This window comes from Flavobacterium marginilacus (genome assembly GCF_026870155.1).
GTDB lineage: Bacteria > Bacteroidota > Bacteroidia > Flavobacteriales > Flavobacteriaceae > Flavobacterium > Flavobacterium marginilacus.
Map to the genome: position 1 here is coordinate 1,214,444 of NZ_CP113975.1, position 15,095 is coordinate 1,229,538.

The window sequence follows — 15,095 nt, forward strand, 5'->3', positions numbered from 1 at the left end:
ACTATACTATTCCAAAGATTTTAAAAGCCCAGCCGGGACTTTTTCAACATACATTTGGTTTTGTCCAATAATAGATTTTGCATCTTGAAAATATGGAAATGTCTTTCCTTCTGTTTTCTTAACCATTTTGGCGGTTCCTGTAATTTTTCCAATTGCTGTACTCAGTAAAGGCTCAGAAGCTGTTCCTAGTATACCTAAATTTGCTAAATTTTCTTTTAGAGCATAAGTTGGGTTTAAGCCATTAAAATAGTCTCCAGAATCATCTGCATTTACGATTTTCAAAACAAGAGGCTGCATGGCATAACGATGATTTGGATTTCTGTTTTCTTTGCCAAAAGTAGGAGAGTCATAGACAGTTATAGATCCGACATTCTTGCCAGTTGTAATATCGCCAATTTGAACTACATTGATATATGGTTTTAATCCATTTATTACCAGTTCACTGGCAGAAGCAGTACTTTTTGTAGTTAAAATATACACTTTGGTAAGGTTTAAACTATTCAATGGAGCAGATCCTACAGTGCTTGTAAATAAATTTTTTAAAGCCTCTGGGTCTTCCGATTCAAAATAGGAATTGATTTTGTCATTCCATCTTTGTTTCGAAAACACTTTGCCTGTGAATTGTCCTGTTATCATACTGGCCAAACGGGTAGATGATTGAATGGATCCTCCGCTGTTATATCTTAAATCTAAGACTAAATCAGTAATACCTTTTGATTTTAGTGAAGCAAAAGCCTCATTTAATTGTGTGTCGTAGTTTGGATAAAAACCATTGTACATTAAATATCCTACTTTGTGTCCGCCAGTTTCAATAACATTATTGATTAAAATTGGATTTTCGTTAAGCACCGTTTTTGTCAGGCTTACTGATTTTCCGTTTGGGGTAATGACACCATTATTATAATCAGCTAAGTTGAGAGTGTAGCTTTCAGCATTTAATAATAAACTCTGGTAATTGCTTGTGGTAAGCTGTGTCCCATTGACACCATAAAAAATATCACCGCGTTTTATGTTTTTGGCAGAAGCATCCGAATTGGGTATTATATAGCGAACCCAGCCAAATATTTCAGTAGAGCCGGAAGCTTTAAGATAAAGACCAAAGTCGACACCGTCATTTTTTGTAGTTCCCTGAAGCTGGCCTTCGAGTGTTAAATAATCACTTACTATCCAGCTGAATCGATCGATTGACGGGGCAACTCGAAGAGCATTGAATAAATCTTCGGGTTTTGTATATCCTTTTAAAAAATCATTTAGCTCGGTTTGATTGGCAAATCTATTATCTGCAAGATTAGGGACATCGGCCTGCCATAAATAATACAGGTTAAGGCCTTTCCATATAAAGTCATTAACTTCCAGACTGGCTGGAGGAGCGACATCATCGTTGTCTTCACAGCTCTGAAAAATAAAAAGTGCTAAAAATAATAATAATGTAACTTTGAAAGATGTCTTCATATAGTTTTTGTTGTAGATCTACAACGTAAAAATACTAACTTTAGTTTAATTTAATTTTTTTTTGTAACAAAAAATATAGTGGCTCGTCTTGATTATATAACCAGATTAATAAAATCATATTTATGAACCAAAAGGACTTTGTGCTTTTAATCAATCCGTTTAAGGACAAGCTGTTTCGGCTGGCTAAACGATTGCTGGTGAGCACTGAGGAAGCAGAAGATGCTACTCAGGAAATTTTGGTAAAATTATGGAGTAAAAACGAAAATTTAGATACTTATAATAGTGTCGAAGCGATGGCGATGACCATGACCAAAAATTATTGTCTGGATCAGCTAAAATCAAAACGGGCCGGTAATCTTAAAATTGTGCACAATAATTTTACAGACCGCGAACCAGGTTTGGACAGAAAAGTTGAGGATAATGATAGTTTAAACTGGGTTGAAAAAATCATTAGCCAATTGCCGGAACAGCAGCGGTTAATTATTCAGCTGAGGGATATTGAGCAATGCGAATTTTCGGAAATAGCAAAAATAACAGAGATGAATGAAACTGCCGTAAGAGTGGCACTTTCCAGAGCAAGGAAAACAATTAGAGAATACATGTTAAAAACACACAGTTATGGAGTTCAATAAAATAGAAGCACTTTTGGGAAAGTACTTTGAAGGAGAAACAAGTATTGCCGAAGAGAACGAGTTGAAAAACTATTTTTCTTCACCAAATACTGCGCCTCATTTGGAACAATATAAGCCTTTATTTGGGTATTTTGCAGAAGCAAAAAATGAAAATTTTGAGAAAGCCATACCGCTGATTTCTAAAAAGAAAAAAATAGCATGGCTGTCGGCAGCAGCATCTATTGCTGTTTTGCTGGGAGCAGGAACTTATGCTTATTTTAATTCGGATAAAGAAAAAGTGAATAATGAATTAGGGACTTATGAAAATCCCAAAGAAGCTTTTGAAGCTACCCAAAAAGCATTGGCTATGCTGTCCAATAATGTAAATGCAGGTGTCGAAGGAATGCAGTATATTCAGGTATACGAAGTGACTAAAGATAAGGTGTTTCTTGATTAAAGAGGAAATACTGATGAATTGGTTCTACGTGAGGGATGGCAGTGGAGCTCTCCCGATTTTTTATCGGGAAGGGGGAACGTACAGCCCGACCCGGAGTTTTTACGAAGGGACACGCCCAAAATATTTTAAAATATAAGCTGAAATAAAATAATGAAAATAAAGCGGGAGTGATTCTAGAGCATTCCGGCCCAAATAGTTGAATTGAATTTTAAAAATAATCATTAAATCAAATAAAATGAAGAAGTTAATAATAATATTAGCAGCAGTATTAGTGTCAAGTCCGTTTTTTGCCCAGACGGCATTCGATAAGTTCGATGGTCAGGAGGAAGTAACCTCAATAGTTGTAAACAAGAAAATGTTTGAACTGATGAGTAAAGTAAAAGTTGATACCTCTGATAAGGAAGCGCAGCAATACATGAACCTGATTAAGAAATTGGATAATTTAAAAGTGTTTACCACTAAAAATTCTAAAGTGGAAGGCGAAATGAAAACAACTGCCGATAAGTATATTAAAACTGCTGGTCTGGAAGAATTAATGCGTATAAATGATAAAGGCAAAAATGTCAAAATTATGGTAAAATCCGGAGCAAAAGACAGTCAGATAAAAGAGCTGCTGATGTTTGTTGAAGGAGGTGCCGGCGATGATACGGTCTTGATGTCGCTGACAGGTGATTTTGATCTGAATGAGATTTCGGTTTTGACAGACAAAATGAGAATTCCCGGCGGAGATGACCTGAAGAAAGCAACTAAAGGCAAAAAGTAAAATGAAACTTGCATTATATATAATTGCATTGTTAAGCAGTCTGCTTTTTGGGAGCTGTAATTCTGAGCCATCTCTGCAAAAATATTTTGTAGAAAACACAGAGAACAAGGATTTCATTGCCCTGGATATCTCATCGGATATTTTGGATGTTAATAAAGCCAAACTGACAGCGGTACAAAGTGAAGCACTGCATTCCTTTGAAAAAATTAATGTTTTGGCTTTCAAATTGAATGATAAGAATAAATCACAGTTTGAGGCAGAACGTGCTAAAGTGAACCAGATTCTAAAGGATCCAAAGTATCAGCAGCTGATGAAGTTTAGTTCAGGAAAGCAGGGCGCTTCTGTTACTTATGTGGGTGATGATGACCATATTAATGAATTTGTGTTTTTTGCCAATAAAAACGATGCCGGTTTTGCAATCGTCAGAGTGTTAGGAAAAGACATGAATCCTACAAATATTATGAATATGATTTCGGTTTTGAAAGAATCAAAAATTGATTTGGAACAGTTAAAGCCATTGCAGGAATTGATTAAGAAATAGGTTTGAATTTAATTTTGAAAAAAGCGTCTCGATATTTGAGACGTTTTTTTTATGTTTTAGAAAATACCGCCCAATCTTCTGGAGTATTTAAGTTTTTTAGAATTGATGAATCAGTTACTGTAATCGTTGTTATTCCTGAAGGATTTGTTTTTTTGATTTCTAAATCCAATCGGCTGTTTTTATCGGCTGGATCTAATTGAATTAATGGATTCCAAAAGTCAGGATGTAATTTTATGGGATGTCCATTTTTGCCTTCAAAATTGGGAAGTACAATTTGGTTTTGAGTTCCGATTATAGACTGTAATTCGGCTGTATTTAATATTGGAATATCAATAGGATTTATCAATACCGATTTGTTTTTTGGTATTTGCTGTAAAACAGTTTGGAGCGTTGAGAATGATCCCAGTTCTGGACTTTTGTTAATAATCACTCTAATTTTAATCTTTTTATAAAAAACAAACTCCGGCTGTGCTTCATTTAATAAAGGGATTTTGTTTGCGTATTCTTGAGAGTTATATCCTAATCCGATGTAGATTTCTGTTATTGCTGTGTCTGAAATCCGGTTGATTTGTTCCAAAATCCAATAGCTGTTCTGGTAGGGAAGCAGTCCTTTTGCGGTTCCCATTCTTTCGGATTTGCCTCCGGCCAATAATACAAATACGGTATCATTTTTCATAATAAGCTTTCAGTAATTCTGATGCGATGCTTATGGCAATTTCTTTGGGAGAATTACCGCCTAGATCTAACCCGATAGGGCAGTGGACAGGTGAGATTCCTGCTTTAAAATTCAATTCATTTATCAGCATATTGTTGAATTTGTTTTTCTTGGTCTTGCTGCCAATTAAGCCGATATATTTAGTTTTTTCATGCAGTGCCAAAGCCGTTATTTCAAAATCGAGTCTGTGATCGTGAGTCAATATCACCACATAGCAGTTTGGTCCCCAGTTTACAGTTTGCTTATAAAAATCAAAAGGCGTATCACTGTAATTAACTGCAGCGTCAATTTCGATAGTTTCTTTCCAGTTTTCTCTAGTATCAAGAAGTGTGATAGAAAAAGGAGTGTCTTTTAAAACCTGGCAGATAGCCACGCCGATGTGTCCGGCTCCGAAAATGTATAATTCAGGGGATTGATTCATGGGTTCGATAATTAGTTCTACTTTTCCGCCACAGCATTGTTCAAATTCTGGTCCAAGTGTATAAGAGCATTCTAAAATTTTATTTTCCCGAATTGATCGGACTGCTTCATCGATTACCTGAAATTCTAATTTTCCGCCGCCAATGGTTCCAAAAAAGTCTTTTTGTGGTGTTACAATCATTCTTGAACCTATTCTGCAGGGAGCTGAACCAAGAATTTTAGTAACAGTAACTAATGCCACAGGCTTTTTTTGGGTTTTAAATTCCTGTAATAGTTCAATCCAGTTGTTCATTAAATAGATATTCGTTTTAATTTTTTGTTGTTACACTAAATTTTATTCAGTGCTGTTATTGCGTTAGGGATGGGAGCGGCATCCTTTATTGCCGGGGTTCGGCAATAAAGATATAGCGGACAGCCCGGCCCTTGTGGTAACGCCCAAATAAATAATTTATACTAAATCGTAATCGCTTAAAGGTAAATTGTAATATCGTTTTCCTGTTAGTTTAAACACAGCATTGATTATGGCAGGAGCAATTACAGGAACTCCTGGTTCACCTACACCTGTTGGTTTTTCGGTGCTTTCAACAATTTCTACATGTACTTTTGGGGCCTCATTCATACGGATCATTCGGTAGTCGCTGTAGCTGTTTTGTTCAATAGCGCCATCTTTAGCAGTTATTTTTCCGTAATAGGTGATTGACATTCCAAAGACAGCTGCACCTTCCAATTGTGATGTTATGGTGTTTTTATTGACTGCTGTTCCGCAGTCAATAACAGTATATACATTATGAACTTTTATTTTGTCATCTGCCATTGATACTTCGACAACAGAAGCTACGTAGGAATTGAAACTATAATGCACAGCCAAGCCAAAAGCATGACCTTTGGGCAATGGTTTGTTGTAATTGGCATTTTTTGCGGCTAGTTTCAAGACATTTTTTAAACGTGCTGTATTGTATTTTATAGGATTTTTGGTATCTTCTATACGATCACTTCCTATTAATTTGAGGCGGAATTCTAACGGGTCTTGTTTGGCTGCATAAGCCAGTTCATCGGCAAATACATTGATGGAAAATCCGTGAAGAATATTAATTACAGAGCGCATCCAGCCAATTCTCACCATTGCGGGAGCTTGTCCCGATTCGATTTTTAAGTTTTTTATTTCAAAAGGAACATCAGCAGCGCTGGAAGCTTCCCATCCTGCCGGATAATCAGTTCCAGGCCTGAAAGTAGACATGATTGTAGGAAAAGCAGAGCGATGAAGCCAGCCCGTTACATTGCCTTCTGCATCCAGGGATGCTTTCATGTATTGTGCACTTACAGTATGATAATAGCCATGCTTGATGTCGTCTTCCCGAGACCAGACTACTTGTACAGGAGTATTAATAGTTTTTGAAATTATAGCAGCCTCTACAATATAATCGGGTTTTGATTTTCGGCCAAAACCGCCTCCCAAAAAAGTAACATTTATAGTAACCTTATCGTGAGTCGTGTTCAAGTATGCAGCAACTTCTTCCTGTGCACTTTGCGGAGACTGAGTCGGAGCCCAGACTTCGCATTTGTCTCCCTGAACCCAGGCCACAGCATTAGGAACTTCCATGGGAGCATGTGCCAAATGCGGCAATTGAAAAGTGCTTTCGACAACTTTTGCAGCTTCGCTAAAAGCTTTGTTTACATCTCCGGTTTCTTTTTCGACTTTTCCTTGTTTGTGAACTCTTTCAGTTAATTCGGTCATGTATGCTTCCGAATCATAACTCTCGTTTTTACCGTAATTCCATTGTATTTCCAGCGCCTCTCTTCCTTTAAACGCAGCCCATGTATTGGACGCAATAACTGCAATACCTCCCAAGGGACCAAATGGTTTATCGATTTTTGGAATTTCAATTACATTTTCCACGCCTTTGATTTTCATTGCAGCTGTTTTGTCATAAGATTTGACAGTGCCAAAAGTAACAGGACATCTGGCTATGGCAGCAACTTTCATATTGGGTAAACGTTTGTCTATCCCAAATACAGCGCTTCCGTTTGCAAAATCTTTTACGTCAATGCTTTTTAAATTTTTGCCAATGTATTTAAAGTCTTTTGGATCCTTATAAGTAATGTTTGTTGGAACAGGCAGTGTTGTAACTATATCAACTAATTCTCCATAACCTATTTTTTTACCGCTGGAATGAATAATAAAGTGGTTTTGGGCAGTGCATTCGCTTTCTGGAACCTGCCATTTTTTTGCGGCAGCGGTAATAAGCATCATTCGGGTCATTGCACCCATTTTTCGCATGGTGTCATAAAAACCGGTTACACTTCGGGAGCCATCTGTATTTTGGTCTCCGTATTTTACATCACCAACTGCTTGTTTAACCGAAACTTTACTCCAGTCGGCTTCCATTTCGTCTGCAACTACAGAGGTTAATGAAGTTCGTACGCCGTTACCCATTTCAGAACGGGAAGCAACGATAATAAGACTTCCATCTGAATTTAACTGTACAAATAGATTGGGATTGAATTCTGTAGAATTTCCCGTTTCAGTATCTTTTGAAAATAAATTATAATTGCATCCTAAGATTAAACCGCCTGATGCTAATCCTATGTTTCTGATGAAAACTCTGCGGCTTACATTTTGAATTTCACTCATGACTTACGCTGTTTTTTAAGTTTTACAGTATGCTTGATGGCACTTTTAATGCGCTGGTATGTACCGCAGCGGCATATATTACCGCTCATTGCATCATCGATATCAGTATCAGAAGGGTTTTTGTTAGAATTGAGCAGAGAAGCAGCCGTGATTAATTGTCCCGGCTGGCAATAACCGCATTGGGGAACATTGAATTTTTCCCAGGATTTCTGCAGTAATTGTAAATTTTCTGAAGTCCCTTCAATAGTGGTAATATTTTTGCCTACAGCCATCGAAACGGGAGTCAGGCAGGAATAGGATGCAACATTATCTATGAGTACTTTGCAGGCTCCGCATGCGCCTATTCCGCATCCAAATTTGGTGCCAGTCAGTCCAATACTGTCTCTGATAGCCCAAAGCAGAGGCATTTCTGGATCAGCATCAATAGTGTATTTCTTTTTATTTATGAGCAGTGTGACCATTTGGTTTTCAAATTTTGAAATTAAGAAGCTGAAAGTTATGATATTTTTTATTATTTCTAATTTAATTTTCAGAAAGATCTATGGGTAAGAAAATGGCATAAAAAAAACAGCAGTCAATCAGTTAAGAATTAGCTGCTGTTCTTTTGACAAAGATTTTATACAGACAAGAATAATTAACCTGTCTGAAAGATGTTATTTTTTGATCAATTTATATCTTTCTATACTTTTTGATGAAATTTGAGACAAGCTGTATTTGCCAAACAATCTGTCAAAGTACAGTTTTGATTTTTTAAGATTATTGTTCTCGTAATAATAATTTCCTAATGATTCAAACATTTCGGCAGATTCATAACCTTTATCTACAATTCGTTCGTAAGTTTTCTCGACATCTACGAGTATGTATTTTTGTTTTTTTACAGAATCAAATTTAACAGTTTGAGATTTAGCATTTAAACAGAAAAAAAATATAAAAGCAATGCTAAAAATGGGGGCTGGACTGTTTTTTAAAGATCTTAAAAATTTTCTCATAAAGTATTCGTTTTTTTGATAGAAATATACTTATAAAATACTGTAAATAAGTTTGTTATATTGGTTATTTGCTTTTTTTGGGGAAGATAATAAAAAAAGTGTTTGAAATAAAAAAAGTAGTAGAAAAAATGAATAGTTCTTTTCAATGCTTATTAGTATATGAGTTTTATATGTGCAAAAAAAGTGACCCTTTTATTAGAATATTAGAAATTTTTTAGTAATTGTATTAAATGATTTAAAGAAACTAGAAGTTTGAATCAGAATTAACAGGAATCTATTTTTTACCCACACATTGGCTGTAGAATTGCTGAGTGCGTATTTATACTTGCTTGATAATTAGGTATTTATACTCTGTTTAAGTTTGCTGGACTATTTTAATTTTAGTCTTGCAATCATAACATCAGCGGAAGCCGAAAAACTGAAAAAATGAGTAGGCAAAAATCAAAATTTAATTAAGATGGATTCAAATTTAAAAAACGCAGAAGTTTTAGAAGCAGCATTAAACAATGTTGCACAAATTACCAACATTCAAATAATCATTGATACGGATAAGATCCAAAATGATTTTCCCAACGGCGGAAGTAAGGATTCTGCAAACCCAACAGGAATAGGACATCAATACCAATATATGGTAGGTTCTAATTTGACAGGAAGTACAGGAAGCGGTACAGCTGACTTAGTGATTAATGCCCTTGTTGGGGATGTCGTTCGATTTAATGCGGTATCAGAGTATGACAATTTCAATAGTGCCGTTATAATGTACAATGTGCAGAAATTTGGCGGTTCAAATGTGTTCGGGGATTTTACATCCAAAGTATTTACTGCGCCAGGAGTTCAGCCGTCTGTAGGTGTGTCTCCTCTTCCTGTTCAGTTCGTAAATACAATGACTTATTGGTTTTATCAGGCTGATGTGATTACGAGCGGAACGGAGCAGTATAATATTAGTTTTGCTCTTTATACTTTAGACAGAGCTTCTGCAGCAATGAAGCTGTTTGGCTATTTTGTATGGGATCCAACAATTATAGTTAAAGGGTAATTTGTAAAAAAAAGACAATCAAATTCCTATAAAATAAAAGAATGGCTATCTAGAACATCTGTTTATTATAGCCATTTTACTGTTTGTCATTTATATTTTGAACCTGATCCGAAATATGGCGGGTATAAAAATAATTTGAAAAACAAAAACGCCTGTAAAATAAGGCGTTTTTTGATTTAATGAAGATATAAATGTGACCACGGTGGGATTTGAACCCACACGCCCTTACGAGCACCACCCCCTCAAGATGGCAAGTCTACCGTTTCTCCACGTGGCCGTAAAAAATAAAAGGCCAAGTAATAAATTACTCGACCTTTTGTGACCCGACTGGGGCTCGAACCCAGGACCCCATCATTAAAAGTGATGTGCTCTACCGACTGAGCTATCGAGTCATTGATTCAAGAAACTTATGCTTTGATCACATAATTTGTGACCCGACTGGGGCTCGAACCCAGGACCCCATCATTAAAAGTGATGTGCTCTACCGACTGAGCTATCGAGTCATTTCGTTTCTTGAATGCGGGTGCAAATATAAGGACTTTTTTTCGAAGATTCCAAGCAAAATTATTATAAATTTGTCTTTTTTAAACAAATAATCTTAATGCCTTAATTTGTAAGGTCTTATTCAAATGAAAAAAATTATATTATTGGGTTATATGGGGTGCGGTAAGTCTACAATTGCCCAAAAACTTTCCGGAATGATATCAATTCCATATATCGATCTGGATGAATACATCGAAGAAAAAGCAAAAATGTCCATAAAAGAGATTTTTGATACTCAAGGCGAAATTCATTTTCGAAAATTAGAACATACTTATTTTCTTGAATTATTAAATTCGCCTGATGAAATTATTATTGGTTTAGGAGGAGGTACACCTTGTTATGCTAATAATCATGAATTGTTAATAGGGGATGATGTGGTGTCAATCTATTTAAAAGCATCTATTGAGACACTATTTAACAGATTAGCGGCCAATAGAAGCAAGAGACCGCTTATTGCGGATAAAACGGATGAAGAGATGAAGGAGTTTATAGCCAAGCATCTTTTTGACAGAAGTTTTTATTACAATCACGCACAGCATAAAGTGAATGTTGATAATAAAACTATTGGAGAAACGATAAATGATATTTTAAACCTGTTAGCTTAAACTGGCGTAGCTGTTGCCGTTGCTGTCAAGAACAACGTCAACGTGCTCTAATAGCGAAGTAGAAAGTGATATTCCTTTAAAATCGGCCTTAATCGGGAATTTTTTGTGGTTTCTGTCAACAAGAACAACGGTTTTGAACTTTTTTAAGGGAACGTCTAAAAAATGTTTTACAGCATATATTAATGTGGCTCCAGAGCTCAGAACGTCATCTACCAGTACTAGGCCTTTATTGCTGTATTCTTCTTTAGGTAAAGAAGTGGTTATTGGTTTTTCAGGATTTTGTTTGTCGGTATGAACTTCACAAAGCGAAATTTTGATCGTAGAAATTGTACTGAATGCCTGAGCAATTTTTTCTGCAAAAATATAGCCGTTGTCAGTAATTCCAGCAATCACAATTTCTTCTTCCTCAACAAAAGTTTCATAGATTTGGTATGCTATTCTTTTAGTGGTGTGTTCTATCTGCTGATTGGTGAGGATTATATTTTTGCTCATGGCGTATTTTTGTTTTGTTTTTTCAAAGATAAAAAAGTTAGACGAAATTGATGTAATTAATTCTGGTTCTAAACAAGAAAATTAGTGGCGAATTTTAATCTGTTTCATCTTCGTCTGGAATGTCGTTTCCAAATTCATCAATATCTCTTCGGTCTTTTTTTGTGGGTCTTCCAGTTCCGGTTTTTCTATAATGCTCTTTCGATAATTTTAATAATTCTAAGTGAGCATAAGCTTCGGCGGGAGTCTCATTTTTTCGATAAATGTCAACAAGTTTGGCGCCAACTCGGTTCTCAGGAATGTCGAGTACAGTAATGATTTGTGTGATCTGGTCTTTTCTAAAAGTGATTTTATCAGTAGGGAAAACTTCTTTTGATGGCTTGGCGACAATACCATTTACCGTGATATGGTTTTTTTTGCAGGCTTCGGTAACCATATTTCTGGTTTTGTAATACCGAACGCACCATAAATATTTGTCTATTCTCATGAATTTTCTAAAATCGGAGTTAAATACTTTACAAAAGTAAATCATTAATGTATATTTGTCGCTTAAACTATACCTAAAATAATGAGCAAAATTAAGTTTTATTTTATTTTATTGATTGGAGTTATTACTGTAATTTCCTGCAATAAGAGTAATGATGATATAGAAGTTACTCCGCCAAAACCATATGCTGAACAATATCCGAAAGATATTGCCCTTATAGAAACTTTTTTAAAAACAAACTATATATCAGTTGTAAATGCTCCAGGTGAGACAAAAGATCAGGATGTTACAATAGCAAAACTGGATGCTGATCATACGGTTTCAATTTGGGATCAAAAAGTTTATGCCTTAAAATTTAGAAAAGTAGAACTCCACGGGATAATTTACACATTGTATTATTTAGTTTTACGTGAAGGTACTGGGGAAAAACCTTGTAATGTAGATGATGTTTTTACTTCGTACAATGGGAAATACCTTGCTGAAACGACAACTGATAATGTTACGACTATTACTTCTACACAATTTGAAGAAGTAATAAATCCATCTGGGTTTGTAAATCTATTTGGTTACATTAGAGGGTGGAAAGAAATTTTTCCTCAATTTAAATCTGGAGATGCTGTTTCAAATCCGGATGGTACCGTTAAATATACAAATTTTGGAGCAGGAGTGATGTTTATTCCTTCTGGACTGGCATATTATAATACAGGAAATGGGACTATACCGGCTTATTCCCCATTAGTGTTTAGTTTTAAATTATATAAAATTAAGAGATCTGATATAGATAATTATAGAATAGTTAATGGTTTGGTAGTAACAGATCCAGATGGAGTATTGTCTTATCAAGAAGATATTGATGGAGATGGTTATGTTTGGACTACCGGAGAGTTGCCAAGGGATGCTGCAGGTAATCTGATTAATCCAAATCCAGACGATACGGATGGTGACGGAACTCCCGATTTTCTTGATTTTGATGATGATGGCGATGGTTATGCTACAAGAGGAGAAGTTAAAAAAGCAGACGGAACCTATTATGCATTTGAAAATATTCCAGACTGCGATGGGAATTTACCTACTGATAAAAAGAAAAAAAGGCATTTGGATAAAGAATGTCATAAAATGAGTCAATAAAAAAAATCCCATTCGTTTTTGAATGGGATTTTTTTTGATATAATTTTAAAGAACCTGTTTTTGAATTGTATAGACGTGAAATTTTATAAATAAGTAATCTAAATTAAAGAGAAGAATTGTCGTCAAATTTCAAATGGGAAAGTATAAAAAAAATCCCATCTCATTTTTAAGCGAGATGGGATTTTGTATTTATAGGGAAAGATTACTTTCTTTTGATCACTCTTTCTACAGCTTCAACAATTGCTTGATTGTTCAGTTTGTATTTCTCCATTAATTGTTCTGGAGTTCCAGATTCTCCGAAACTGTCTTTAACAGCAACAAACTCTTGCGGAGTAGGATTGTTTAAAGCTAATACACCAGCAATACTTTCTCCAAGACCTCCAAGGTAATTGTGCTCTTCAGCTGTTACAATACATTTAGTTTTAGCCACTGATTTCAAAATAGCTTCTTCGTCCAAAGGTTTAATAGTGTGAATGTTGATTACTTCTGCAGAAATTCCTTTTTCTTCTAATTTCTCAGCAGCAATTAAAGCTTCCCAAACTAAATGTCCTGTAGCTACAATTGTTACATCAGTTCCTTCGTTTAAAAGAATTGCTTTTCCAATGATGAAAGGTTCGTCAGCTGGCATGAAATTAGGTACAACCGGACGTCCAAAACGTAAGTAAGCCGGACCGTGGTGGTCAGCAAGCGCAATAGTAGCAGCTTTTGTCTGATTGTGATCACATGTATTGATTACAGTCATTCCAGGCAGCATTTTCATTAATCCGATGTCTTCAAGGATTTGGTGAGTAGCTCCATCTTCTCCAAGAGTCAATCCTGCGTGAGAAGCACATATTTTTACGTTCTTGTCTGAATAAGCAACCGACTGACGGATTTGATCATAAACTCTTCCTGTAGAAAAGTTAGCAAAAGTTCCTGTGAAAGGAATTTTTCCGCCAATAGTTAATCCTGCAGCAATTCCAATCATATTTGCTTCAGCAATACCAATTTGGAAAAAACGCTCTGGGTGATTTTTCTTGAAATCATCAAATTTTAATGATCCAATTAAATCTGCACAAAGTGCTACTACATTTTCATTCTTTTGACCTAATTCAGTCATTCCCACTCCAAAACCAGAACGGGTATCTTTACTTCCTGTATTTGTATATTTTTTCATTTGTTTTTTTTGAGTTGCAGAGTCGCTGAGACTCTAAGGTTCGATGTTTTAAAAATCAGAAATCGTTAATCTCTAATCTGAAATTTAATAATCTGAATTACCTCCGGTGTTATAGTTTTGTTCTAATGCATTTGCAAGCTGTGCATCATTTGGTGCTTTACCGTGCCAAGCATGGCTGTACATCATATAATCTACACCATTACCCATTTCAGTATGCAATAAAACACAAACAGGTTTTCCTTTTCCGGTTCTTGCTTTTGCTTCATTCATTCCGCCGATGATAGCTTCGATGTCATTTCCTTTGGTAATTTCGATAACTTCCCAGTCAAAAGCTTCAAATTTAGCTTTTAGGCTTCCCATTGCTAGAACTTCGTCAGTAGTACCGTCAATTTGTTTTCCGTTAAGGTCGACAGTTGCTATAAGGTTGTCAACTTTTTTGGCAGAAGCATACATAATTGCTTCCCAGTTTTGACCTTCCTGCAATTCACCGTCACCGTGAAGTGTGTAAATGATATGGTTATCATTGTTTAATTTTTTTGCCTGAGCCGCACCAATTGCAACAGATAATCCTTGTCCTAATGAACCAGAAGCAATACGTACTCCAGGTAAATTATCATGAGTTGTTGGGTGTCCTTGTAATCTTGAGTTGATTAAACGGAAAGTTGCCAATTCTTCAATCGGGAAATAGCCGCTTCTTGCCAAAACGCTGTAAAATACAGGTGAAATATGACCGTTTGAAAGGAAGAATAAATCCTCTCCAGTTCCGTTCATGTCAAATCCTTCTTTGCGGTCCATAAGGTTTTGATACAAGGCTACTAAAAATTCGGTACATCCTAGAGACCCTCCTGGGTGACCTGAATTAACAGCGTGAACCATTCGAAGAATATCTCTTCTTACTTGGATAGTTAAATCGTTTAATTGTTGTGTGTTAGGCTTCATTTTATATGTAAAAGTTAAACTGGTGCAAAAGTAATTTTTATTTTGCGGGGAGGCAAATGATTTTAAGGGCAATTTTAATCAAAATGTTATTTTAGTGCGGATTTAAAAACATAATTAGGAATAAATTTTAAT

General features: G+C 35.7%; 17 protein-coding genes and 3 tRNA genes. 7 read left to right on the forward strand and 13 right to left on the reverse strand.

Annotated features, from left to right (window positions below; all coding sequences use genetic code 11):
- Positions 1–6: 6 nt before the first annotated feature.
- On the reverse strand, positions 7–1,452 hold the full coding sequence (locus OZP07_RS05295) for a GFO_1087 family putative carboxy terminal peptidase (RefSeq protein ID WP_281637556.1): 1,446 nt from the start codon (positions 1,450–1,452) through the stop codon (positions 7–9).
- Between the two features lie 122 nt (positions 1,453–1,574).
- Between OZP07_RS05295 and OZP07_RS05300 the strand changes: the two genes are divergently transcribed.
- The 4 genes from OZP07_RS05300 to OZP07_RS05315 all read left to right on the forward strand — a co-directional run bounded on the left by OZP07_RS05300 (position 1,575) and on the right by OZP07_RS05315 (position 3,824).
- Entirely contained in the window at positions 1,575–2,084 is a 510-nt protein-coding gene (locus OZP07_RS05300) for an RNA polymerase sigma factor (protein WP_281637557.1), read from the forward strand.
- Positions 2,071–2,520, forward strand: a complete 450-nt coding sequence (locus OZP07_RS05305) for a PG0215 family putative anti-sigma factor (protein WP_281637558.1) — start codon at positions 2,071–2,073, stop codon at positions 2,518–2,520. Before OZP07_RS05300 ends, OZP07_RS05305 begins: the two co-directional genes overlap by 14 nt.
- 235 nt (positions 2,521–2,755) lie before the next feature.
- The gene (locus tag OZP07_RS05310; protein WP_194643162.1) at positions 2,756–3,283 is read left to right on the forward strand and encodes a DUF4252 domain-containing protein; all 528 of its coding nucleotides are present in this window, start codon (positions 2,756–2,758) and stop codon (positions 3,281–3,283) included.
- A gap of 1 nt (position 3,284) precedes the next feature.
- Positions 3,285–3,824: a GFO_1091 family lipoprotein gene (locus OZP07_RS05315; protein ID WP_194643160.1), complete on the forward strand. Its 540-nt coding sequence runs from the start codon at positions 3,285–3,287 to the stop codon at positions 3,822–3,824.
- 49 nt (positions 3,825–3,873) lie between these two features.
- Here the strand turns inward: OZP07_RS05315 and OZP07_RS05320 are convergent, their stop codons facing one another.
- The 5 genes from OZP07_RS05320 to OZP07_RS05340 form a co-directional block, all read right to left on the reverse strand.
- Positions 3,874–4,500, reverse strand: coding sequence for a nucleotidyltransferase family protein (locus OZP07_RS05320; RefSeq protein ID WP_281637559.1), 627 nt, complete (start codon positions 4,498–4,500; stop codon positions 3,874–3,876).
- Positions 4,490–5,251 (reverse strand): xanthine dehydrogenase accessory protein XdhC, encoded by a 762-nt coding sequence (gene xdhC / locus OZP07_RS05325; RefSeq protein ID WP_281637560.1) that lies wholly within the window; start codon positions 5,249–5,251, stop codon positions 4,490–4,492. Before xdhC ends, OZP07_RS05320 begins: the two co-directional genes overlap by 11 nt.
- 156 nt (positions 5,252–5,407) lie before the next feature.
- Positions 5,408–7,591 carry a xanthine dehydrogenase family protein molybdopterin-binding subunit gene (locus OZP07_RS05330; protein ID WP_281637561.1) on the reverse strand — a complete coding sequence of 728 codons (2,184 nt, stop codon included), beginning with the start codon at positions 7,589–7,591 and terminating at the stop codon, positions 5,408–5,410.
- On the reverse strand, positions 7,588–8,052 hold the full coding sequence (locus OZP07_RS05335) for a (2Fe-2S)-binding protein (RefSeq protein ID WP_281637562.1): 465 nt from the start codon (positions 8,050–8,052) through the stop codon (positions 7,588–7,590). Before OZP07_RS05335 ends, OZP07_RS05330 begins: the two co-directional genes overlap by 4 nt.
- Before the next feature lie 192 nt (positions 8,053–8,244).
- Positions 8,245–8,580: a hypothetical protein gene (locus OZP07_RS05340; RefSeq protein ID WP_281637563.1), complete on the reverse strand. Its 336-nt coding sequence runs from the start codon at positions 8,578–8,580 to the stop codon at positions 8,245–8,247.
- 457 nt (positions 8,581–9,037) lie between these two features.
- Here OZP07_RS05340 and OZP07_RS05345 point away from each other — a divergent pair, with 457 nt between their 5' ends.
- Complete coding sequence (locus OZP07_RS05345; RefSeq protein ID WP_281637564.1) at positions 9,038–9,616, forward strand: inclusion body family protein; 579 nt, start codon at positions 9,038–9,040, stop codon at positions 9,614–9,616.
- Between the two features lie 194 nt (positions 9,617–9,810).
- Here the strand turns inward: OZP07_RS05345 and OZP07_RS05350 are convergent.
- The 3 genes from OZP07_RS05350 to OZP07_RS05360 form a co-directional block, all read right to left on the reverse strand.
- Positions 9,811–9,893 (reverse strand) — tRNA-Leu (locus tag OZP07_RS05350).
- Between the two features lie 42 nt (positions 9,894–9,935).
- Positions 9,936–10,008, reverse strand: a tRNA-Lys gene (locus OZP07_RS05355).
- 38 nt (positions 10,009–10,046) lie between these two features.
- A tRNA-Lys gene (locus OZP07_RS05360) sits at positions 10,047–10,119 on the reverse strand.
- Positions 10,120–10,245: 126 nt separating this feature from the next.
- On the opposite strand from OZP07_RS05360, the gene OZP07_RS05365 reads away from it, so the two are divergent.
- On the forward strand, positions 10,246–10,764 hold the full coding sequence (locus OZP07_RS05365) for a shikimate kinase (RefSeq protein WP_194643147.1): 519 nt from the start codon (positions 10,246–10,248) through the stop codon (positions 10,762–10,764).
- On the opposite strand, the gene OZP07_RS05370 is transcribed toward OZP07_RS05365, so the two are convergent.
- Complete coding sequence (locus OZP07_RS05370) at positions 10,756–11,256, reverse strand: phosphoribosyltransferase family protein (RefSeq protein WP_281637565.1); 501 nt, start codon at positions 11,254–11,256, stop codon at positions 10,756–10,758. The two genes, OZP07_RS05365 and OZP07_RS05370, sit on opposite strands and share 9 nt — an antisense overlap.
- A gap of 94 nt (positions 11,257–11,350) precedes the next feature.
- Positions 11,351–11,740: an RNA-binding S4 domain-containing protein gene (locus OZP07_RS05375; protein ID WP_100429835.1), complete on the reverse strand. Its 390-nt coding sequence runs from the start codon at positions 11,738–11,740 to the stop codon at positions 11,351–11,353.
- An 81-nt stretch (positions 11,741–11,821) separates the two neighbouring features.
- Between OZP07_RS05375 and bamM the strand changes: the two genes are divergently transcribed.
- Positions 11,822–12,868 (forward strand): BamM family beta-barrel-assembly machinery protein, encoded by a 1,047-nt coding sequence (gene bamM / locus OZP07_RS05380; protein ID WP_281637566.1) that lies wholly within the window; start codon positions 11,822–11,824, stop codon positions 12,866–12,868.
- A 202-nt stretch (positions 12,869–13,070) separates the two neighbouring features.
- On the opposite strand, the gene OZP07_RS05385 is transcribed toward bamM, so the two are convergent.
- On the reverse strand, positions 13,071–14,024 hold the full coding sequence (locus tag OZP07_RS05385; RefSeq protein ID WP_194643141.1) for a transketolase family protein: 954 nt from the start codon (positions 14,022–14,024) through the stop codon (positions 13,071–13,073).
- Positions 14,025–14,108: 84 nt separating this feature from the next.
- Positions 14,109–14,963, reverse strand: coding sequence for a transketolase (locus OZP07_RS05390; protein ID WP_194643139.1), 855 nt, complete (start codon positions 14,961–14,963; stop codon positions 14,109–14,111).
- Positions 14,964–15,095 lie beyond the last annotated feature (132 nt).